Source organism: Chromobacterium sp. Rain0013 (assembly GCF_015291765.1).
Lineage (GTDB): Bacteria > Pseudomonadota > Gammaproteobacteria > Burkholderiales > Chromobacteriaceae > Chromobacterium > Chromobacterium haemolyticum.
Genome location: NZ_CP031514.1, coordinates 94,642 through 114,287, shown reverse-complemented (window position 1 = coordinate 114,287; position 19,646 = coordinate 94,642). Strand labels below are relative to the sequence as shown.

Sequence of the window (19,646 nt, the reverse complement as noted above, 5' to 3'; positions counted from 1 at the left end):
CAATGAAAGCTCTGCTCGACCTCTTTAAGCAAGTTACGCAAGAAGAAGAGTTTGATGCGATTAAGATCGGCATCGCCTCGCCTGACAAGATCCGTTCCTGGTCTTATGGTGAAGTAAAAAAGCCTGAAACCATCAACTATCGTACCTTCAAACCGGAACGCGACGGCCTGTTCTGCGCGCGCATCTTCGGCCCGGTGAAGGACTATGAATGCTTGTGCGGCAAGTACAAGCGCCTGAAGCATCGCGGCGTGATCTGCGAGAAGTGCGGCGTGGAAGTCACCTTGTCCAAGGTGCGTCGCGAGCGCATGGGCCACATCGAGCTGGCCAGCCCGACCGCGCACATCTGGTTCCTGAAGTCGCTGCCGTCGCGTCTGGGCATGGTGCTGGACATGACGCTGCGCGACATCGAGCGCGTGCTGTACTTTGAAGCGTTCGTGGTGACCGATCCGGGCATGACCCCGCTGCAATATCGTCAGCTGCTGACCGAAGAGGACTTCCTGGACAAGGAAGACCAGTACGGTGAAGAGTTCGTCGCCATGATGGGTGCCGAAGCCGTCAAGGAATTGCTGAAGAAGCTGAACCTGGACAGCGAGATCGAGACCCTGCGCGCCGAACTCAAGGCCACCAGCTCCGACACCAAGATCAAGAAGATCTCCAAGCGCCTGAAAGTGCTGGAGGCCTTCCAGCGTTCCGGCATGAAGCCGGAGTGGATGATCCTGGAAGTGCTGCCGGTGCTGCCGCCGGAGCTGCGTCCGCTGGTGCCGTTGGACGGCGGTCGCTTCGCGACTTCCGATCTGAACGATCTGTACCGCCGCGTGATCAACCGGAACAACCGTCTGAAGCGCCTGCTGGAACTGCGCGCGCCGGACATCATCGTGCGCAACGAGAAGCGCATGCTGCAGGAATCGGTTGACTCGCTGCTGGACAACGGCCGTCGCGGCAAGGCGATGACCGGCGCCAACAAGCGTCCGCTGAAATCGCTGGCCGACATGATCAAGGGCAAGGGCGGTCGTTTCCGTCAGAACTTGCTGGGTAAGCGCGTGGACTACTCCGGTCGTTCCGTGATTACCGTGGGCCCGACCCTGCGTCTGCATCAGTGCGGCCTGCCTAAGAAGATGGCGCTGGAACTGTTCAAGCCCTTCATCTTCCACAAGTTGGAAGTGATGGGCCTGGCATCCACCATCAAGGCGGCCAAGAAGCTGGTAGAGCAGGAAGTGCCGGAAGTCTGGGACATCCTGGAAGACGTGATCCGCGAACATCCGGTTCTGCTGAACCGTGCGCCTACGCTGCACCGTTTGGGCATTCAGGCGTTCGAGCCGGTGCTGATCGAAGGCAAGGCGATCCAGCTGCATCCGCTGGTCTGCGCGGCGTTCAACGCCGACTTCGACGGTGACCAGATGGCTGTTCACGTGCCGCTGTCGCTGGAAGCGCAGATGGAAGCCCGCACTCTGATGCTGGCCACCAACAACGTGCTGTCCCCGGCCAACGGCGATCCGATCATCGTGCCGTCGCAGGATATCGTGTTGGGTCTGTACTACATGACCCGCGACAAGGTGAACGGCAAGGGCGAAGGCATGGTGTTTGCGGACACCAAGGAAGTGCATCGCGCCTACGAAACCCGTCAGGTTGAGCTGGCGACGCGCATCACCGTGCGTCTGCGCGAGTGGGAAAAAGACGAGCAGGGCGAGTTCCAGCCGGTGATCAAGCGTTACGACACCACCGTGGGCCGCGCTATTCTGTCCGACATCCTGCCGAAAGGCTTGCCGTTCGAGCACATCAACAAGGCGCTGAAGAAGAAAGAAATCTCGAAACTGATCAACGTTTCGTTCCGTCGTTGCGGTATCCGCGACACGGTGATCTTCGCCGACCAGTTGATGTACACCGGTTTTGCCTACTCCACCCGCGGCGGCATCTCCATTTGCGTGGACGATATGCAGATCCCGGCCAAGAAGGTCGATCTGCTCGCCGACGCGCAGAAGGAAGTCAAAGAGATTGAAGAGCAGTATCGTCAAGGTCTGGTGACCCAGGGCGAACGCTACAACAAGGTAGTGGACATCTGGGGCCGTACCGGCGACAAGATCGCCAAGGCGATGATGGACGAGCTGTCCAAGCAGAAGGTCCTGGACCGCGAAGGCAAGGAAGTCGATCAAGAGTCCTTCAACTCCATTTACATGATGGCCGACTCGGGCGCGCGGGGTTCCGCAGCCCAGATCAAGCAGCTGGCCGGTATGCGGGGTTTGATGGCCAAGCCGGACGGCTCGATTATCGAAACGCCGATTACCGCGAACTTCCGCGAAGGCCTGACCGTACTGCAGTACTTTATTTCCACTCACGGTGCGCGTAAGGGTCTGGCGGATACCGCCTTGAAGACCGCGAACTCCGGTTACCTGACTCGTCGTCTGGTCGACGTGACCCAGGATCTGGTGGTGATCGAGGACGATTGCGGCACCAGCAACGGCTTCACCATGAAGGCCGTGCTGCAGGGCGGCGACGTGATCGAACCGTTGCGCGACCGCATCCTGGGCCGCGTGGCCGCGATCGATCTGGTGGATCCGTCTACCGGTGAAACCGTGATCGAAGCCGGTTCTTTGCTGGACGAGCATCTGGTGGACGTAGTAGACAGCCTGGGCATCGACGAAGTGAAGGTGCGTACCGCCATCACTTGCGACACCCGCTACGGTCTGTGCGCCAAGTGCTATGGTCGCGACCTGGCGCGCGGCAAGCGCGTCAACGCCGGCGAAGCCATCGGTGTGATCGCCGCCCAGTCCATTGGCGAACCGGGCACCCAGCTGACCATGCGTACCTTCCACATTGGTGGCGCGGCTTCTCGTAACGCCGCCGCTAGCCAGGTAGAGGGCAAGTCCAACGGCACCGTGCGCTTCTCCAGCCAGATGCGCTACGTGGCGAACACTAAGGGCGAACTCATCGTCATCACCCGCTCCGGCGAAGTGGTGATTCACGATGATATGGGCCGCGAGCGCGAGCGTCACAAAGTGCCGTACGGCGCGACGCTGATGGTGACTGACGGTCTGCAGATCAAGGCTGGCGCCGTGCTGGCCACTTGGGATCCGCATACCCGTCCGATCATCACCGAGTACGCTGGCCGCGTGAAGTTCGAGAACGTGGAAGAGGGCAACACCGTTGCCAAGCAGACCGACGAAGTAACGGGTCTGTCGACGCTGGTCGTGATCGATCCGAAGCGCCGCGCGGGTTCGCAGTCCAAGATGCTGCGTCCGTTGGTGAAGCTGCTGGACGACAACGGCAACGAAGTGAAGCTGGCCGGTTCCGAAGCCTCGGTATCGATCACCTTCCAGGTGGGCGCCATTATTACGGTGCGCGACGGTCAGGAAGTGGGCAAGGGCGAAGTGCTGGCCCGCATCCCGCAGGAATCGTCCAAGACCCGCGATATTACCGGTGGTCTGCCGCGCGTGGCCGAGCTGTTTGAAGCGCGTTCGCCGAAAGACGCCGGCATGCTGGCGGAAGTGACTGGTACGATCTCCTTCGGCAAGGACACCAAGGGCAAGCAGCGTCTGATCATCACCGATCTGGAAGGCAACGGTTACGAAAACCTGATCCCGAAAGACAAGCACGTGTTGGTGCACGATGGTCAAGTGGTGAATCGCGGCGAATCCATCGTTGACGGTCCGGTGGACCCGCACGACATCCTGCGTCTGCAGGGCATCGAGGCGCTGGCCCGCTACATCGTCCAAGAGGTGCAGGAGGTTTATCGTCTGCAGGGCGTGAAGATCAACGACAAGCACATCGAGGTGATCATTCGCCAGATGCTGCGTCGCGTGATTATCTCCGACAGCGGCGATACCGACTTCATCCAGGGCGAACAGGTGGAGCGCGCCGACGCGCTGGAAATGAACGACAAGATGCTGGCGGAAGGCAAAGAGCCTGCGCAGTACGAAAACGTGCTGCTGGGTATCACGAAGGCGTCCTTGTCCACCGACTCGTTCATCTCCGCGGCTTCCTTCCAGGAAACCACTCGCGTGCTGACCGAAGCGGCCATCATGGGCAAGAAGGACGACCTGCGCGGCCTGAAGGAAAACGTGATTGTCGGTCGTCTGATCCCGGCGGGTACCGGTCTGGCTTACCACCGCACCCGTCGTGGTTCGACACAGCACACCTTGGAAGCGGCCGAAGCCCAGTTCTTCGATATCGCTCCGGCGGATGCGCTCGACAGCAACGAATAACGCTTAGTCGTCTTGGCCGAAAAGAGGCGGAATTGCCCGCCTGCGGACGGCCCTGACGCAAAGTGTTGAAAAAACGCTGCCCTATCAACGGTTAAGGTGATAGGGCGGCGTTGTTTTCATTGACGGTGGGACGTTGACTAAAATATAATCCTCCGTCCTTTCTGGCGGCGTGTTGCCGTTGGAGAGCTTCAACTAGGAACTGATAGTAATGCCAACCATTAACCAACTCGTTCGCAAAGGCCGCGTCGCCATCAAGGCGAAGAGCAAGGTGCCTGCGCTGGAAGCCTGCCCGCAGAAGCGTGGCGTGTGCACCCGTGTCTACACCACCACTCCGAAGAAGCCGAACTCGGCTCTGCGTAAAGTGTGCAAGGTTCGTCTGACCAACGGTTTCGAAGTGATTTCCTACATCGGTGGTGAAGGCCACAACCTGCAGGAACACTCCGTAGTGCTGCTCCGCGGCGGTCGTGTAAAAGACTTGCCGGGTGTTCGCTACCACACCGTTCGCGGCTCCCTCGACACCGCAGGTGTTAAAGACCGTAAACAGGCTCGTTCCAAATACGGCGCCAAGCGTCCTAAGTAATTGGGGTGCTCTCAAGGCGGCCTGATCAACACTCAGGGTCGTCTAGTAAGTGACTGCTCCATTGGGTAGTCATGAGCCAAAGCTCAACTGAATAATCTAAGGAAGTAACATGCCACGTCGCAGAGAAGTCCCCAAGCGCGAAATCCTGCCGGATCCGAAGTTCGGTTCCCAGGACCTGTCCAAGTTCATGAACGTAGTCATGATCGATGGCAAGAAATCCGTTGCAGAGCGCATCATTTACGGTGCTTTGGAGCAGATCGAAAAGAAATCCGGCAAGAATGCCCTGGAAGTATTCAACACCGCTCTGGCCAACGCCAAGCCGGTTGTTGAAGTAAAAAGCCGCCGTGTAGGCGGTGCCAACTATCAAGTTCCTGTTGAAGTACGTCCGTCGCGTCGTATGGCTCTGGCCATGCGTTGGCTGCGCGACGCTGCGCGCAAGCGCGGCGAAAAGTCCATGGACCTGCGCCTGGCTGGTGAATTGCTCGACGCGGCCGAAGGCCGTGGCGGCGCGATGAAGAAGCGTGACGAAGTGCACCGCATGGCAGAAGCCAACAAAGCCTTCTCGCACTTCCGCTTCTAAGCAGACCCACTATTTAAGGTGTAGATCGTGGCAAGGAAAACCCCCATTGAGCGTTACCGTAACATCGGTATCTCCGCTCACATTGACGCCGGTAAGACGACCACTACCGAGCGTATTCTGTTTTACACCGGTGTGAACCACAAGCTGGGCGAGGTTCATGACGGCGCTGCCACCACCGACTGGATGGAGCAAGAGCAGGAGCGTGGCATTACCATCACCTCCGCTGCTGTGACCACCTTCTGGAAGGGTATGGGGATGCAGTTCCCCGAGCACCGTTTCAACATCATCGACACCCCGGGACACGTGGACTTTACCATTGAGGTAGAGCGTTCCATGCGTGTGCTGGACGGCGCGGTGATGGTGTACTGCGCGGTGGGCGGCGTTCAGCCCCAGTCTGAAACCGTATGGCGTCAGGCTAACAAGTACAAAGTTCCGCGTATCGCTTTCGTGAACAAGATGGACCGTCAAGGCGCCAACTTCTTCCGTGCGGTTGAACAGGTGAAAACTCGCCTGCGCGGCAACCCGGTGCCCATCGTAGTGCCTATCGGCGCTGAAGACGGCTTCACCGGCGTGGTTGATCTGCTGAAAATGAAGGCCATTATCTGGGATGAAGCTTCCCAGGGCATGAAATTCGAATACGGCGAGATCCCGGCCGACCTGGTTTCCGTGGCCGAAGAATGGCGCGAGAAGATGGTTGAAGCCGCGGCTGAAGCCAGCGAAGAAATGATGGACAAGTACTTGGGCGGCGAGACGCTGACCGAGGAAGAAATCATCGCCGGTCTGCGCGAGCGTACCCTGAAGTGCGAAATCCAGCCGATGCTGTGCGGCTCCGCGTTCAAGAACAAGGGTGTACAGCGCATGCTGGACGCCGTGGTTGAGTTGCTGCCGGCGCCGATCGACATCCCGGCCATCGCTGGTGAGACCGACGGCAAGCCGGCGGAACGTCACGCTTCCGACGACGAGCCGTTCTCGGCTCTGGCGTTCAAACTGATGAACGACCCGTACGTCGGTCAGCTGACCTTCTTCCGCGTCTACTCTGGTGTGGTTAAGTCCGGTGATACCGTGCTGAACTCCATCAAAGGCAAGAAAGAGCGTATCGGCCGTATCGTGCAGATGATGGCGAACGACCGTATCGAGCTGGAAGAAGTGCGTGCCGGCGACATCGCCGCCGCCATCGGCCTGAAAGAAGTGACCACGGGTGAAACCCTGTGCGACCTGAACGCCAACATCATCCTGGAGCGCATGGAGTTCCCGGAGCCGGTGATTCACGTTGCCGTTGAGCCGAAAACCAAGGCCGACCAGGAGAAGATGGGCGTTGCCCTGAACCGCCTGGCCAAGGAAGACCCGTCGTTCCGCGTGCGTACCGACGAAGAATCCGGCCAGACCATTATTTCCGGTATGGGCGAACTGCACCTGGAAATTCTGGTTGACCGCATGAAGCGCGAATTTGGCGTTGAAGCCAACGTTGGCGCTCCGCAAGTGGCGTACCGTGAAACCATTACCAAAACCGTTACCGATGTTGACGGCAAGCACGTCAAGCAGTCCGGTGGTAAGGGTCAGTACGGTCACGCGGTTATTACCCTGGAGCCGTCCGGCGAGGGTAATGGCTACAAGTTTGTCGACGAGATCAAGGGTGGCGTGATTCCGCGTGAATTCATCCCGTCCGTGGACAAGGGTATTCAGAACACCCTGTCCAGCGGTATTCTCGCCGGCTTCCCGGTGGTTGACGTTACCGTGCGTCTGACCTTCGGTTCCTACCACGACGTCGACTCCTCGCAGATCGCGTTCGAACTGGCTGGCTCCCTGGCATTCAAAGAAGCCATGCGCCGCGCCGGTCCGTGTATCCTCGAGCCGATGATGGCGGTGGAAGTGGAAACTCCGGAAGAGTACATGGGCGATGTGATGGGCGACTTGAACCGTCGTCGCGGCATCGTTCAGGGTATGGATGACGATGGTTTGGGTGGCAAGAAGATCAAGGCCGAAGTACCGCTGGCCGAGATGTTCGGTTACTCGACCGACCTGCGTTCCGCTACCCAGGGTCGTGCGACCTACTCGATGGAGTTCAAGCACTACTCCGAAGCTCCGAAGCATGTTGCCGACGCCGTAATGGCCGCTCGCAAGTAATGCGCGCTGAGGCTGGCCGAGCCGTAAGGGCTTGGCCAGTCCCGATCTAATGTTCTTTAATTAAGGATTTTTGCAAAATGGCAAAAGAAAAGTTTGAGCGGACCAAACCGCACGTAAACGTAGGCACCATCGGTCACGTGGACCATGGTAAAACCACTCTGACCGCTGCTATCACCACTATTCTGTCGAAGAAGTTCGGTGGCGAAGCCAAAGACTACTCCCAGATCGACAGCGCGCCGGAAGAGAAGGCTCGCGGTATTACCATTAATACCGCTCACGTAGAATACGAAACCGAGTCCCGTCACTACGCTCACGTAGACTGCCCGGGTCACGCCGACTACGTTAAGAACATGATTACCGGTGCTGCCCAGATGGACGGCGCTATCCTGGTGTGCTCGGCCGCTGACGGTCCGATGCCGCAAACCCGCGAACACATCCTGCTGTCCCGTCAGGTTGGCGTTCCGTACATCATCGTGTTCCTGAACAAGGCCGACTTGGTGGACGACGCTGAGCTGCTGGAACTGGTTGAAATGGAAGTTCGCGATCTGCTGTCTTCCTACGACTTCCCGGGTGATGACACCCCGGTGGTGATCGGCTCCGCTCGTCTGGCGCTGGAAGGCGACCAGTCCGAATACGGCGAACCGGCCATCTTCAAGCTGGCGGCTGCTCTGGATTCCTACATTCCGACTCCGGAACGCGCCATCGACAAGCCGTTCCTGCTGCCGATCGAGGACGTGTTCTCGATCTCCGGTCGCGGCACCGTGGTAACCGGTCGCGTAGAGCGCGGCATTGTTAAAGTCGGCGAAGAGCTGGAAATCGTGGGCCTGAAGGCAACCGCGAAGACCACTTGCACCGGCGTGGAAATGTTCCGCAAGCTGCTGGACCAAGGTCAAGCCGGCGACAACGTTGGCGTGCTGCTGCGCGGCACCAAGCGTGAAGACGTTGAGCGTGGCCAGGTGTTGGCCAAGCCGGGTACCATCACCCCGCACACCAAGTTCGGCGCTTCCGTGTACGTGCTGAGCAAAGACGAAGGTGGCCGTCACACCCCGTTCTTCGCGAACTACCGTCCGCAGTTCTACTTCCGCACCACCGACGTAACGGGCGCAGTAACCCTGTCGGAAGGCGTTGAAATGGTAATGCCGGGCGATAACGTGGAAATCACCGTTGAGCTGATCGCTCCGATCGCCATGGAAGAAGGTCTGCGTTTCGCCATCCGCGAAGGCGGCCGTACCGTCGGCGCCGGCGTTGTTGCCAAGATCATCGCTTAAGGATCGGAGAATCTAATGTCTAGCCAGAAAATCCGCATCCGCCTGAAGGCTTTCGATTACAACCTGATCGATCGCTCCGCTCAGGAAATCGTTGAAACCGCCAAGCGCACCGGCGCCGTTGTTAAAGGCCCGGTTCCGCTGCCGACCAAAATCGAGCGTTTCAACGTTCTGCGCTCCCCGCACGTGAACAAGACTTCCCGCGATCAGCTGGAAATCCGCACTCACCTGCGTCTGATGGACATCGTGGACCCGACCGACAAAACCGTCGACGCTCTGATGAAGCTCGATCTGCCGGCCGGTGTGGATGTGGAAATCAAGCTGCAGTAATCGCTTAAGTTCAAGGGTTTGCGAGCTAAGTTCTTGCGATTCTTGAATTTTCTGTGATACATTAGCGGACTCGCCATTTTGGCGAGTCCGTTTTTGTTTTTTCTGTCGTGTTTTTTATGCCGGTCAATCGTAATCGGCGCCTGAAAAAGGAAATAAACATGAGTTTAGGTCTTGTCGGTCGCAAAGTCGGCATGACCCGCATTTTTGCCGAAGATGGCGCAACCATCCCGGTAACTGTGCTGGACATGTCCGCTAACCGCGTCACGCAAATCAAAACTGCTGAAACCGACGGCTACAATGCCGTGCAGGTTACCTATGGCTCCAAAAAGGCCAGCCGTGTTGTTAAGGCTGCCGCGGGCCACTTCGCCAAGGCTGGCGTTGAAGCAGGTCTGGGTCTGGTCGAGTTTCCGCTGACCGCCTCCGATCTGTCCAGCTTCAAGCCGGGCGATGCCATCGCTGTTGAGATCTTCACCGTTGGTCAACTGGTTGATGTAACCGGCACCTCCAAAGGTAAAGGCTTCTCCGGCGTGATCAAGCGTCACAACTTCTCTTCCAACCGTGCTTCCCATGGTAACTCGCGTTCGCATAACACGCCGGGTTCCATCGGTCAGGCGCAAGATCCGGGCCGCGTTTTCCCGGGTAAGCGCATGGCGGGCCAATACGGTAACGTCAAGAGCACCGTGCAGTGCCTGGAAATCGTTCGTGTCGATGCCGAGCGTCAACTGATTCTGGTTAAAGGCGCTGTTCCTGGCGCCAAGAACGGTGACGTAGTCGTTCGTCCTAGCGTGAAGGCGGGTGCGTGATGGAATTGAATGTAATCAATACCCAAGGCAAGGCTGTTGGCAGCCTGCAAGTGTCCGACTCTTTGTTCGGCCGCGAATACAACGAAGCCCTGGTGCATCAGGTTGTTACCGCATTCCTGGCGAATGCTCGTAGCGGTAACCGCGCCCAGCTGACCCGTGCTGAAGTGAAGCACTCGACCAAAAAGCCTTTCCGTCAGAAAGGTACTGGTAACGCTCGTGCCGGTATGACTTCCACCCCGAACCGTCGTGGTGGTGGCCGTGCCTTCCCGAACAAGCCGGACGAGAACTTCACTCAGAAAGTTAACCGCAAGATGTTCCGTGCAGGCATGGCCGCGATTCTGTCGCAGCTGGTCCGCGACGAGCGTCTGATCGTGGTTGACGAGCTGAACGTTGAAAGCCCGAAGACCAAAGAATTCGTTGGCACCGTTCAGCCGATGGGCCTGGAACAGGCTTTGTTCATCACTGGCGAACTGAGCGAAAACCTCTATCTCTCTTCGCGTAACCTGCCGAACGTGCTGGTTATCGAAGCGGTTCAAGCTGATCCGTACAGCCTGTTGCGCTTCAAGAAGACCGTGATCACTCGCGACGCTGTGAAGCAACTTGAGGAGCAGTGGGCATGAACCAAGAACGTCTGTTGCAAGTAATTCTTGCTCCCATCGTTTCCGAAAAGAGCACCATGATTGCTGAGAAGAACCAGCAAATGGCGTTCCGCGTTGCCAAAGACGCGACCAAGCCCGAAATCAAGGCCGCGGTTGAAATGCTGTTCAACGTAAAAGTTGAAGGCGTTTCCACTGTGAATGTCAAAGGCAAGGTTAAGCGCTTTGGCCGTTCCATCGGTCGTCGCAGTGACTGGAAAAAGGCCTACGTTAGCCTGGTGGAAGGTCAAGAAATTGATCTGACCGCTACCCCGGCCGCAGCGGAGTAAGGAGATAGAGCATGCCTATCGTTAAGGTAAAACCGACTTCCGCGGGCCGCCGTGCCGTTGTCAAGGTAGTAAACCCTGACCTGCACAAAGGTGCTCCGCACGCCGCCCTGTTGGAAAAGAAATCTTCCACCGGTGGCCGTAACCACAATGGTCACATCACCACGCGTCATCGTGGCGGTGGCCACAAGAAGCACTACCGCATCATCGACTTCCGTCGCAACAAGGATGGCATCCCGGCGAAAGTGGAACGCATCGAATACGATCCGAACCGCACCGCTCACATCGCTCTCCTGTGCTACGCCGATGGCGAGCGTCGCTACATCATCGCCCCGCGCGGTGTGAAAGCCGGCGCTGAGCTGTTGTCCGGCGCGGAAGCCCCGATCAAGGCCGGTAACGCTCTGCCGATCCGCAACATCCCGGTGGGTACCACTATCCACTGCGTGGAAATGCAGCCTGGCAAGGGCGCTCAGATGGTTCGTTCCGCTGGCGCATCCGCGATGCTGCTGGCTCGCGAAGGCGCTTACGCTCAACTGCGTCTGCGTTCGGGCGAAATTCGCCTGGTGCACGTTGATTGCCGAGCGACTGTTGGTGAAGTGGGTAACGAAGAGCACTCCCTGCGCAAGCTGGGCAAGGCTGGCGCTACTCGCTGGCGCGGTATCCGTCCGACCGTTCGTGGCGTTGCCATGAACCCGGTTGACCACCCGCACGGTGGTGGTGAAGGCCGTACTGGCGAAGGCCGTGTGCCGGTTAGCCCGTGGGGCACTCCGGCTAAGGGCTTCCGTACCCGTCGCAACAAGCGTACCGACAATATGATCGTACGCCGTCGCTATTCCAAAAAAGGGTAATTGACAATGGCACGTTCGCAGAAAAAAGGCCCGTTCGTTGATCTGCATCTGCTGAAAAAAGTAGATGCGGTGCGGGCAACCAGCGACAAGCGTCCGATCAAGACTTGGTCTCGTCGTTCGACCATCCTGCCGGATTTCATTGGTCTGACCATCGCTGTGCACAACGGTCGCACCCATGTGCCTGTTTATGTTTCCGAAAACATGGTCGGCCATAAACTGGGCGAATTCTCGCTGACTCGTACCTTCAAAGGCCACGCGGCCGATAAGAAGGCGAAGAAGAGATAAGGTGAAGCGATGAGAGTATCTGCAAATCTGAAAAGCGTTCGCCTGTCGGCACAAAAATGCCGCCTGGTGGCCGATCTGATCCGCGGCAAGTCCGTTGATCAGGCTCTGAATATCTTGGCCTTCTCCCCGAAGAAGGGCGCGGTAATCATCAAGAAAGTGCTGGAATCTGCCATCGCTAACGCCGAGCACAACGAAGGCGCCGACATTGACACCCTGCGTGTCACCGGCATCTTTGTTGACAAAGGCGCTAGTCTGAAGCGTTTCACCGCCCGTGCTAAGGGTCGTGGCAATCGCATCGAAAAGCAGACCTGCCACATCTCGTTGACCGTTGGCAATTAAGGGGTAAGAAATGGGTCAGAAGATTCATCCGACGGGATTCCGTCTTGCCGTTAACAAAAACTGGTCTTCCAAGTGGTTCGCGAATTCGCAGAACTTCCCGGAAATGCTGAAGCAGGATATCGAAGTTCGCGAATTCCTGAAAAAGCGTCTGGGTCACGCTTCGGTTGGCCGTGTGACCATCGAGCGCCCGGCTAAGTCCGCCCGCATCACCATTCACAGCGCCCGTCCGGGTGTTGTGATCGGTAAAAAAGGCGAGGACATCGAGCTGCTCAAGCAAGAACTGCAAAAGCGCCTGGGCGTTCCCGTGCATGTGAACATCGAAGAAGTTCGCAAGCCGGAACTGGACGCTCAAATCATCGCCGACGGCATCGCTTCCCAACTGGAGAAGCGCGTGATGTTCCGTCGCGCCATGAAGCGCGCTATGCAAAACGCAATGCGCATGGGCGCTCAAGGCATCAAGATCATGAGCTCCGGCCGTCTGAACGGTATCGACATCGCTCGTAGCGAATGGTACCGCGAAGGCCGCGTGCCGCTGCATACCCTGCGCGCAGACGTAGACTACGCTACCTCCGAAGCCAAAACTACCTACGGTATCATCGGCATCAAGGTATGGGTATACAAGGGCGAGCTCAAGCCGGGTCAAGTTCAACCGGCTCCGGTAGCGACCGAGAAGAAATCGAGAAAGGGTGCTCGAAATGCTGCAGCCAACTAGACTCAAGTACCGTAAACAGCATAAAGGCCGCAACACGGGTATCGCTACTCGTGGCAACAAAGTGAGCTTTGGTGATTTCGGTCTGAAGGCGGTTGGTCGTGGTCGTCTGACCGCGCGCCAGATCGAAGCTGCGCGTCGCGCGATGACCCGTCACATCAAGCGTGGCGGCCGCATCTGGATCCGCATCTTCCCGGACAAGCCGATTACTTCCAAGCCTGCTGAAGTTCGTATGGGCGGGGGTAAAGGCTCTCCGGAGTACTACGTGGCCGAAATCCAGCCTGGCAAGATGCTGTACGAAATGGATGGTGTTTCCGAGGAACTCGCTCGTGAAGCTTTCCGTCTGGCCGCAGCCAAGTTGCCGATCGCCACTGTGTTTGTAACTAGACAGGTAGGTCAGTAATGAAAGCGTCCGAACTGAAAGCCAAAACTGTTGACGAGCTGAAGGCGGAACTGCTTAGCCTCTTGAAGGCCCAGTTTGCTCTGCGCATGCAGCACGCCACTCAGCAACTCGCCAAGACCTCTGAACTGAAGAAAGTACGTCGCGACATCGCTCGCGTGCGCACCGTTCTGAAAGAAAAGGCAGTTTAAGATGAGCGAAACCAAAGTGGTACGTACGCTGACCGGTACCGTAGTCAGCGACAAGATGGATAAAACCGTGACCGTACTGGTCGAGCGCAAAGTAAAGCACCCGATCTACGGCAAGATTATCCGTCGTTCTAAGAAGTTCCACGCGCACGACGAGAACAACGAGTTCAAGGCCGGCGATATCGTTGTTATCAGCGAGTCCCGTCCGCTCTCGAAGACCAAGACGTGGGTGGTAACTGCCCTGGTAGAGAAATCCCGCCAGGTGTAAAGACTTGCAGGGGGCGAAAGCTCCCTGTATAATGGCCATCTTCCTACCCCTATCGGGTAGGAGTTCCGCCCTTACGGGGTCCAAAACTGGCCGTTGGATACGCCACAGTTTCTGTGGCGTTTCGTCTGTTTGGTCTTGCTCTTATGCGAGAAACCGGCAGGTGAGAGTGACGGATAAAGTTGGATTAGAAAGGTAATCATCACATGATCCAAATGCAGACCATGCTTGAGGTCGCTGACAATACAGGTGCGCGTCACGTTATGTGCATCAAAGTATTGGGCGGTTCCAAGCGTCGCTATGCAAGCGTAGGCGACATCATCAAGGTGACCATCAAGGATGCTGCACCGCGTGGACGCGTCAAAAAAGGCGACGTTTACAACGCGGTTGTGGTTCGCACTGCCAAAGGCGTGCGTCGTCCGGATGGCTCGTTGATCAAGTTTGACGGCAACGCCGCCGTCCTGCTCAACAACAAGCTTGAGCCTATCGGCACTCGTATCTTCGGGCCTGTTACGCGTGAACTGCGTACCGAGCGCTTCATGAAGATCGTTTCGCTGGCTCCTGAAGTACTGTAAGGAGATCGCATGCGCAAAATTCGCAAGGGTGATGAAGTCGTAGTAATCACCGGCAAAGACAAAGGTAAGCGCGGCACCGTTCTGCGCGTTCTGGACGAGAAACTGGTTGTTGAAGGCGTGAATGTCGCCAAGAAACACCAGAAGCCGAATCCGGTGCGTGGCGTGGCCGGCGGCATCGTTGAAAAGACCATGCCTGTTGACGCATCGAACGTCGCCATTTTCAATCCGGCAAGCCAAAAGGCTGACCGCGTAGGCTTCAAGATTCTTGAAGACGGCCGCAAGGTACGCGTGTTCAAGTCCAACGGCGAAGTCATTGGCGCGTAAGGAACAAAACATGGCACGTCTCTACGATTTCTACAAAGACACCGTAGTGCCTGAACTGATGAAACAGTTCGGCTACAAGTCCATCATGCAAGTCCCGCGCATTGAGAAGATCACTGTGAACATGGGTGTGGGCGAAGCTGTTGCCGATAAAAAGGTAATGGATTTCGCCGTGGGCGACCTGGAAAAGATCGCCGGCCAGAAGCCGGTTGTCACCACCGCTCGCAAATCCATCGCAGGCTTCAAGATTCGTGATCACTACCCGGTGGGTTGCAAGGTAACTCTGCGTCGCGAACGCATGTACGAGTTCCTGGACCGCCTGGTGACGATCGCGCTGCCGCGCGTTCGCGACTTCCGTGGTGTTTCCGCCAAGTCTTTCGACGGCCGCGGCAACTACAACATGGGCGTTAAAGAACAGATCATCTTCCCGGAAATCGAGTACGACAAGATCGATGCTCTGCGTGGTATGAACATTACTGTTACCACCACCGCGAAGACTGACGAAGAGGCCCGCGCTTTGCTGGCCGCGTTCAAGTTCCCGTTCAAGGGTTAAGCACATGGCAAAACTTGCACTGATTCAGCGCGAAGAGAAGCGTGTCAAGCTGGCTGCAAAATTTGCTGCCAAGCGCGAAGCCCTTATCGCGACTATCAACAATCAAAGCCTCTCGGAAGAAGAGCGCTTTGCAGCTCGCCTGCAACTGCAGCAGCTGCCGCGCAATGCTTCCCCGGTTCGCCAGCGTCGTCGCTGCGCCATTACCGGTCGTCCGCGTGGCGTATTCCGCAAATTCGGTCTGGGTCGTAACAAACTCCGTGAAATCGCTCTGAAGGGCGAGATTCCGGGGGTTGTGAAGGCCAGCTGGTAATAGGAGACACATAAATGAGCATGCACGATCCTATTTCCGATATGTTGACCCGCATCCGCAACGGCCAAATGGCTTCCAAGGTGGCTGTTTCCATGCCGTCTTCCAAGCTGAAAATTGCGCTGGCGCAGGTGTTGAAAGAAGAAGGCTACATCGAAGACTTCGCCGTTGCCGGCGAAGAGAAGAAGCCTGTTCTCGATATCCAGCTCAAGTACTATGCTGGCCGTCCGGTGATCGAGCGCATTGACCGCGTTTCCCGTCCTGGCCTGCGTGTGTACAAGGGCTCCACCGAAATCCCGAAAGTCATGAATGGCTTGGGCGTGGCTATCCTGTCCACCTCCAAAGGCGTTATGACTGATCGCAAAGCGCGCGCGGCCGGCATCGGCGGCGAGTTGCTGTGCGTCGTGGCTTAAGGGGGTCAAATGTCTCGCGTAGCTAAGAATCCCGTAGTCATCCCGGCTGGCGTCGAAGTGAAATTCGGCGCTGCAGAAGTGACTGTGAAGGGCGCCCTGGGCTCCCTGAGCACCGCTCTGTGCGAAGAGGTAGATGTCAAGCTGGACAACGGCCAACTGACATTCGCCGCTAAGAACGACAGCAAGTTCGCTCGTGCCATGTCCGGCACTCTGCGCGCGCTGCTGAACAATATGGTGACCGGCGTGTCCAAAGGCTTCGAGAAGAAGCTGCAGCTGGTAGGCGTGGGCTATCGTGCCCAGGCCCAAGGCGACACCCTGAACCTGTCTCTGGGTTTCTCCCACCCGGTGGCTCATCAAATGCCTGAAGGCGTTAAAGCTGAGACCCCGAGTCAGACCGAGATCCTGATCAAAGGCGCTGACAAGCAGCGCGTTGGCCAGGTGGCTGCCGAAATCCGCGCTTACCGCGCTCCCGAGCCGTACAAAGGCAAGGGCGTTCGTTACGCTGATGAGGTTGTGGTTCTGAAAGAAACCAAGAAGAAGTAACTGAGGCACTGATATGGACAAGAAACAAGCTCGACTCCGCCGCGCACGTAAAACCCGTGCCCGGATCGCGGAGCTCAAGATGGTGCGTCTCACTGTGTATCGCACCAATAGCCACATTTATGCCCAGATCGTTGATGAGACTGGCAGCAAAGTACTGGCCAGCGCCTCTTCGCTGGAAACCGACGTACGCGCTGATCTCAAAAACGGCGGCAACGTGGCAGCTGCAGCCGTGATCGGCAAGCGCATTGCTGAAAAAGCAAAAGCCGCTGGCATCGAGAAAGTCGCTTTCGACCGCTCTGGTTTCAAATACCACGGTCGTATGAAAGCGCTGGCTGACGCCGCTCGCGAACACGGTCTCGTATTCTAATTCGGAGTGAAGAATGGCTAAACACGAAACGGAAGATCGTGGCGACGGTCTGGTCGAGAAAATGATCAGCGTCAACCGCGTCACCAAAGTGGTTAAAGGCGGCCGTATCATGGCTTTCTCCGCCTTGACCGTGGTAGGTGATGGCGATGGCGGAATCGGCATGGGTAAGGGCCGTTCCAAGGAAGTTCCGGTTGCCGTACAAAAGGCAATGGAACAAGCTCGCCACAATATGGTTAAGGTTCCGTTGAAAAACGGCACTTTCCACCACACTGTGGTTGGCAAGCACGGCGCTACTACTGTATTCATCCAGCCCGCTAAAGAAGGTACCGGTGTGAAAGCCGGCGGCCCGATGCGCGCTATCTTTGATGCTATGGGTGTTCATAACGTCTCGGCAAAAATTCATGGTTCCACCAACCCGTACAACGTGGTGCGTGCAACTTTGGATGGTCTGAGCAACATCAACACCCCGGCGCAAATCGCCTCCAAGCGTGGCCTGAGCGTCGAGGACATCCTGGGGGTGAGCCATGAGTAACGCCAAGACTGTAAAGGTCACTCTGGTAAAGAGCCTGATCGGTCGCCTGGAGTCTCACAAGGCTTGCGCCCGTGGTCTGGGTCTGAAGAAAATTCGCCAGACTGTTGAAGTGCTCGATACCCCTGAAAACCGTGGCATGATCAACAAGATCAGCTACTTGTTGAAATTCGAGGGCTAAGAGATGCTGCTGAACACTGTACAGCCGGGTGCCGGCGCCAAGCATGCCAAGCGCCGTGTAGGCCGTGGCATCGGCAGCGGCCTGGGCAAGACTTGTGGCCGCGGTCACAAAGGTCAGAAGAGCCGTGCAGGTGGTTTCCACAAGGTTGGTTTCGAAGGCGGTCAAATGCCGCTGCAACGTCGTCTGCCGAAACGCGGCTTCAAGTCGCTGAACGCAGGCAAGGTTGCCGAGATTCGCCTGTCCGAACTGAACCTGCTGCCGGTTGATGAAATCGACCTGCTCTCTCTCAAGCAAGCTGGTCTGGCTTCCATCCAGGCGAATTCCGCCAAGGTGGTGCTGTCCGGCAAGATTGAGCGCGCAGTAAAACTGCGCGGCGTTGGCGTAACTGCCGGCGCTCGCGCCGCCATCGAAGCTGCCGGCGGCAGCGTAGAATAAGGCAATAATCTGTGGCGAATACTTCTCTAGTGGCAAATGCCAATAAGTTTGGTGATCTCAAGCGTCGAATCTGGTTCCTGATTGGTGCCCTGATCGTTTATCGCATCGGTGCTCACATTCCGGTTCCGGGTATCAACCCTGCCGAGCTAGCGAAGTTGTTCCACTCATCGCAGACGGGCCTGCTCGACATGTTCAACATGTTTTCGGGCGGCGCCCTCTCGAGGTTTACGGTGTTTGCCATTGGCATCATGCCGTACATCTCCGCCTCCATCATTCTTCAGCTTGCCTCCGAGGTTCTTCCGAGCCTCAAGCAGCTGAAGAAGGAGGGCGATGCGGGACGTCGTAAGATAACCCAGTACACACGTTACGCCACCGTTTTGCTCGCGACTTTCCAAAGTTTCGGCATTGCGGTGATGCTGTACAAGCAGCCTAACCTGGTGGTGACTCCGCAGTGGGAGTTCTACCTGACGACAGTCGTATCGCTGGTAACCGGCACCATGTTCCTCATGTGGCTGGGCGAGCAGATCACCGAGCGCGGGATTGGCAACGGCATTTCGTTGATCATCTGCGCAGGTATCGCCGCTGGCGTTCCGGCTGCGATCGGCAAGACCTTGACTCTAACCAGTCAGGGTTCTTTGCCTATCCTGTTTGCCGTCGTGTTGTTTGTCGGAGTGATCGTGGTGACTTATGTGGTGGTGTACGCCGAGCGCGGCCAACGCAAAGTCCTGGTGAACTACGCCAAACGGCAGGTGGGCAATCGCGTCATGCAGGGCCAGAGCACGCATTTGCCGCTCAAGCTCAACATGGCGGGGGTGATTCCGCCGATTTTCGCGTCCAGCATCATCCTGTTCCCGGCCACCGTTCTCGGTTGGTTTGGTCAGGGCGAGCACATGGGCTGGCTGAAGGGCATCGCAGACAAACTGCATCCCGGTCAGCCGATCTACGTGCTGCTGTATGCGGCGGCCATCGTCTTCTTCTGCTATTTCTACACGGCGTTGGTGTTCAACCCGAAGGAAACGGCTGACAACCTGAAGAAGAGCGGCGCCTTCATCCCGGGTATTCGTCCTGGTGAGCAGACTTCCCGATATATCGAGAAGATCATTCTGCGGCTGACGCTGATTGGTGCGATCTACATCACACTGGTCTGCTTGTTGCCGGAATTCCTGATCTTGAAGTGGAACGTGCCGTTCTACTTCGGCGGCACATCGCTGCTGATCATTGTGGTGGTAACCATGGACTTCATGGCGCAGGTACAGTCTTACGTGCTGTCGCATCAGTACGAGAGCTTGCTTAAGAAGGCCAACTTCAAAGGCAACGCGCTCACGCGCTGACAACTTGAGCTTGCGCTGGGTTATTGGCTAAGGAAGACACCATCCAGATGCAGTGCGAAATTCCGGAGTCCGCTTCGGAGTTTTGCTTGTGAATGGACACGTGGTAACCGGGCACTTCAGACGGGGTGCGATTGCATAGGCATTCGCATCCAATCTGACTGCGGTTTGGGGCGAGGGGTTTCTCCTCGGTCCTGCCAGTCCCGGATAGTGTTCCGTGCGAAATAACGCACTTGCTCTTTTAGAGGATTGAAAGG

The 19,646-nt window shown here is 57.2% G+C and carries 27 protein-coding genes; all 27 read left to right on the top strand.

Annotated elements, in window-relative coordinates:
• Positions 1-2: 2 nt before the first annotated feature.
• The 27 genes from rpoC (at position 3) to secY (ending at position 19,392) form a co-directional block, all read left to right on the top strand.
• Positions 3-4,199 (top strand): DNA-directed RNA polymerase subunit beta', encoded by a 4,197-nt coding sequence (rpoC, locus tag DXT74_RS00595; protein ID WP_043594667.1) that lies wholly within the window; start codon positions 3-5, stop codon positions 4,197-4,199.
• A gap of 208 nt (positions 4,200-4,407) precedes the next feature.
• The gene (rpsL, locus tag DXT74_RS00590; RefSeq protein WP_019103491.1) at positions 4,408-4,779 is read left to right on the top strand and encodes a 30S ribosomal protein S12; all 372 of its coding nucleotides are present in this window, start codon (positions 4,408-4,410) and stop codon (positions 4,777-4,779) included.
• A gap of 109 nt (positions 4,780-4,888) precedes the next feature.
• Positions 4,889-5,359: a 30S ribosomal protein S7 gene (gene rpsG, locus DXT74_RS00585; RefSeq protein ID WP_019103492.1), complete on the top strand. Its 471-nt coding sequence runs from the start codon at positions 4,889-4,891 to the stop codon at positions 5,357-5,359.
• A gap of 27 nt (positions 5,360-5,386) precedes the next feature.
• On the top strand, positions 5,387-7,483 hold the full coding sequence (fusA, locus tag DXT74_RS00580) for an elongation factor G (protein WP_043594665.1): 2,097 nt from the start codon (positions 5,387-5,389) through the stop codon (positions 7,481-7,483).
• A 77-nt stretch (positions 7,484-7,560) separates the two neighbouring features.
• Positions 7,561-8,751: an elongation factor Tu gene (gene tuf, locus DXT74_RS00575; RefSeq protein ID WP_081555062.1), complete on the top strand. Its 1,191-nt coding sequence runs from the start codon at positions 7,561-7,563 to the stop codon at positions 8,749-8,751.
• Positions 8,752-8,766: 15 nt separating this feature from the next.
• Positions 8,767-9,078: a 30S ribosomal protein S10 gene (gene rpsJ / locus DXT74_RS00570; RefSeq protein WP_011137734.1), complete on the top strand. Its 312-nt coding sequence runs from the start codon at positions 8,767-8,769 to the stop codon at positions 9,076-9,078.
• A gap of 158 nt (positions 9,079-9,236) precedes the next feature.
• Positions 9,237-9,881, top strand: a complete 645-nt coding sequence (gene rplC / locus DXT74_RS00565; protein ID WP_043594113.1) for a 50S ribosomal protein L3 — start codon at positions 9,237-9,239, stop codon at positions 9,879-9,881.
• Positions 9,881-10,501 carry a 50S ribosomal protein L4 gene (rplD, locus tag DXT74_RS00560; protein ID WP_019100829.1) on the top strand — a complete coding sequence of 207 codons (621 nt, stop codon included), beginning with the start codon at positions 9,881-9,883 and terminating at the stop codon, positions 10,499-10,501. Before rplC ends, rplD begins: the two co-directional genes overlap by 1 nt.
• Positions 10,498-10,806 (top strand): 50S ribosomal protein L23, encoded by a 309-nt coding sequence (rplW, locus tag DXT74_RS00555; RefSeq protein ID WP_019100830.1) that lies wholly within the window; start codon positions 10,498-10,500, stop codon positions 10,804-10,806. Before rplD ends, rplW begins: the two co-directional genes overlap by 4 nt.
• 11 nt (positions 10,807-10,817) lie before the next feature.
• Positions 10,818-11,651, top strand: a complete 834-nt coding sequence (gene rplB / locus DXT74_RS00550; protein ID WP_043594111.1) for a 50S ribosomal protein L2 — start codon at positions 10,818-10,820, stop codon at positions 11,649-11,651.
• Between the two features lie 6 nt (positions 11,652-11,657).
• Positions 11,658-11,936 carry a 30S ribosomal protein S19 gene (rpsS, locus tag DXT74_RS00545; protein ID WP_019099947.1) on the top strand — a complete coding sequence of 93 codons (279 nt, stop codon included), beginning with the start codon at positions 11,658-11,660 and terminating at the stop codon, positions 11,934-11,936.
• Between the two features lie 9 nt (positions 11,937-11,945).
• Entirely contained in the window at positions 11,946-12,275 is a 330-nt protein-coding gene (gene rplV / locus DXT74_RS00540; protein WP_019099946.1) for a 50S ribosomal protein L22, read from the top strand.
• Positions 12,276-12,285: 10 nt separating this feature from the next.
• Entirely contained in the window at positions 12,286-12,987 is a 702-nt protein-coding gene (gene rpsC / locus DXT74_RS00535; protein WP_043594108.1) for a 30S ribosomal protein S3, read from the top strand.
• Complete coding sequence (gene rplP / locus DXT74_RS00530; RefSeq protein ID WP_019101458.1) at positions 12,971-13,387, top strand: 50S ribosomal protein L16; 417 nt, start codon at positions 12,971-12,973, stop codon at positions 13,385-13,387. Before rpsC ends, rplP begins: the two co-directional genes overlap by 17 nt.
• On the top strand, positions 13,387-13,575 hold the full coding sequence (gene rpmC, locus DXT74_RS00525; protein WP_011137725.1) for a 50S ribosomal protein L29: 189 nt from the start codon (positions 13,387-13,389) through the stop codon (positions 13,573-13,575). The genes rplP and rpmC overlap by 1 nt, the downstream gene beginning before the upstream one ends.
• Before the next feature lies 1 nt (position 13,576).
• Entirely contained in the window at positions 13,577-13,840 is a 264-nt protein-coding gene (gene rpsQ / locus DXT74_RS00520; protein ID WP_043594104.1) for a 30S ribosomal protein S17, read from the top strand.
• Between the two features lie 203 nt (positions 13,841-14,043).
• Positions 14,044-14,412 (top strand): 50S ribosomal protein L14, encoded by a 369-nt coding sequence (rplN, locus tag DXT74_RS00515; protein WP_019104491.1) that lies wholly within the window; start codon positions 14,044-14,046, stop codon positions 14,410-14,412.
• A gap of 9 nt (positions 14,413-14,421) precedes the next feature.
• Positions 14,422-14,736 (top strand): 50S ribosomal protein L24, encoded by a 315-nt coding sequence (rplX, locus tag DXT74_RS00510; RefSeq protein ID WP_019104492.1) that lies wholly within the window; start codon positions 14,422-14,424, stop codon positions 14,734-14,736.
• A gap of 10 nt (positions 14,737-14,746) precedes the next feature.
• Positions 14,747-15,286 (top strand): 50S ribosomal protein L5, encoded by a 540-nt coding sequence (gene rplE / locus DXT74_RS00505; RefSeq protein ID WP_019104493.1) that lies wholly within the window; start codon positions 14,747-14,749, stop codon positions 15,284-15,286.
• Positions 15,287-15,290: 4 nt separating this feature from the next.
• Positions 15,291-15,596, top strand: coding sequence for a 30S ribosomal protein S14 (rpsN, locus tag DXT74_RS00500; RefSeq protein WP_081546296.1), 306 nt, complete (start codon positions 15,291-15,293; stop codon positions 15,594-15,596).
• A gap of 14 nt (positions 15,597-15,610) precedes the next feature.
• Positions 15,611-16,006, top strand: coding sequence for a 30S ribosomal protein S8 (rpsH, locus tag DXT74_RS00495; protein WP_019104495.1), 396 nt, complete (start codon positions 15,611-15,613; stop codon positions 16,004-16,006).
• Between the two features lie 9 nt (positions 16,007-16,015).
• Positions 16,016-16,549 carry a 50S ribosomal protein L6 gene (gene rplF, locus DXT74_RS00490; protein ID WP_019104496.1) on the top strand — a complete coding sequence of 178 codons (534 nt, stop codon included), beginning with the start codon at positions 16,016-16,018 and terminating at the stop codon, positions 16,547-16,549.
• A gap of 13 nt (positions 16,550-16,562) precedes the next feature.
• Positions 16,563-16,916: a 50S ribosomal protein L18 gene (gene rplR / locus DXT74_RS00485; protein WP_019104497.1), complete on the top strand. Its 354-nt coding sequence runs from the start codon at positions 16,563-16,565 to the stop codon at positions 16,914-16,916.
• Between the two features lie 13 nt (positions 16,917-16,929).
• Positions 16,930-17,448: a 30S ribosomal protein S5 gene (gene rpsE, locus DXT74_RS00480; protein WP_043594101.1), complete on the top strand. Its 519-nt coding sequence runs from the start codon at positions 16,930-16,932 to the stop codon at positions 17,446-17,448.
• Complete coding sequence (rpmD, locus tag DXT74_RS00475) at positions 17,441-17,626, top strand: 50S ribosomal protein L30 (RefSeq protein ID WP_011137715.1); 186 nt, start codon at positions 17,441-17,443, stop codon at positions 17,624-17,626. Before rpsE ends, rpmD begins: the two co-directional genes overlap by 8 nt.
• A 3-nt stretch (positions 17,627-17,629) precedes the next feature.
• Positions 17,630-18,061, top strand: coding sequence for a 50S ribosomal protein L15 (gene rplO, locus DXT74_RS00470; protein WP_043636363.1), 432 nt, complete (start codon positions 17,630-17,632; stop codon positions 18,059-18,061).
• An 11-nt stretch (positions 18,062-18,072) separates the two neighbouring features.
• Positions 18,073-19,392: a preprotein translocase subunit SecY gene (secY, locus tag DXT74_RS00465; RefSeq protein ID WP_039755684.1), complete on the top strand. Its 1,320-nt coding sequence runs from the start codon at positions 18,073-18,075 to the stop codon at positions 19,390-19,392.
• The last annotated feature ends 254 nt before the right edge of the window (positions 19,393-19,646 follow it).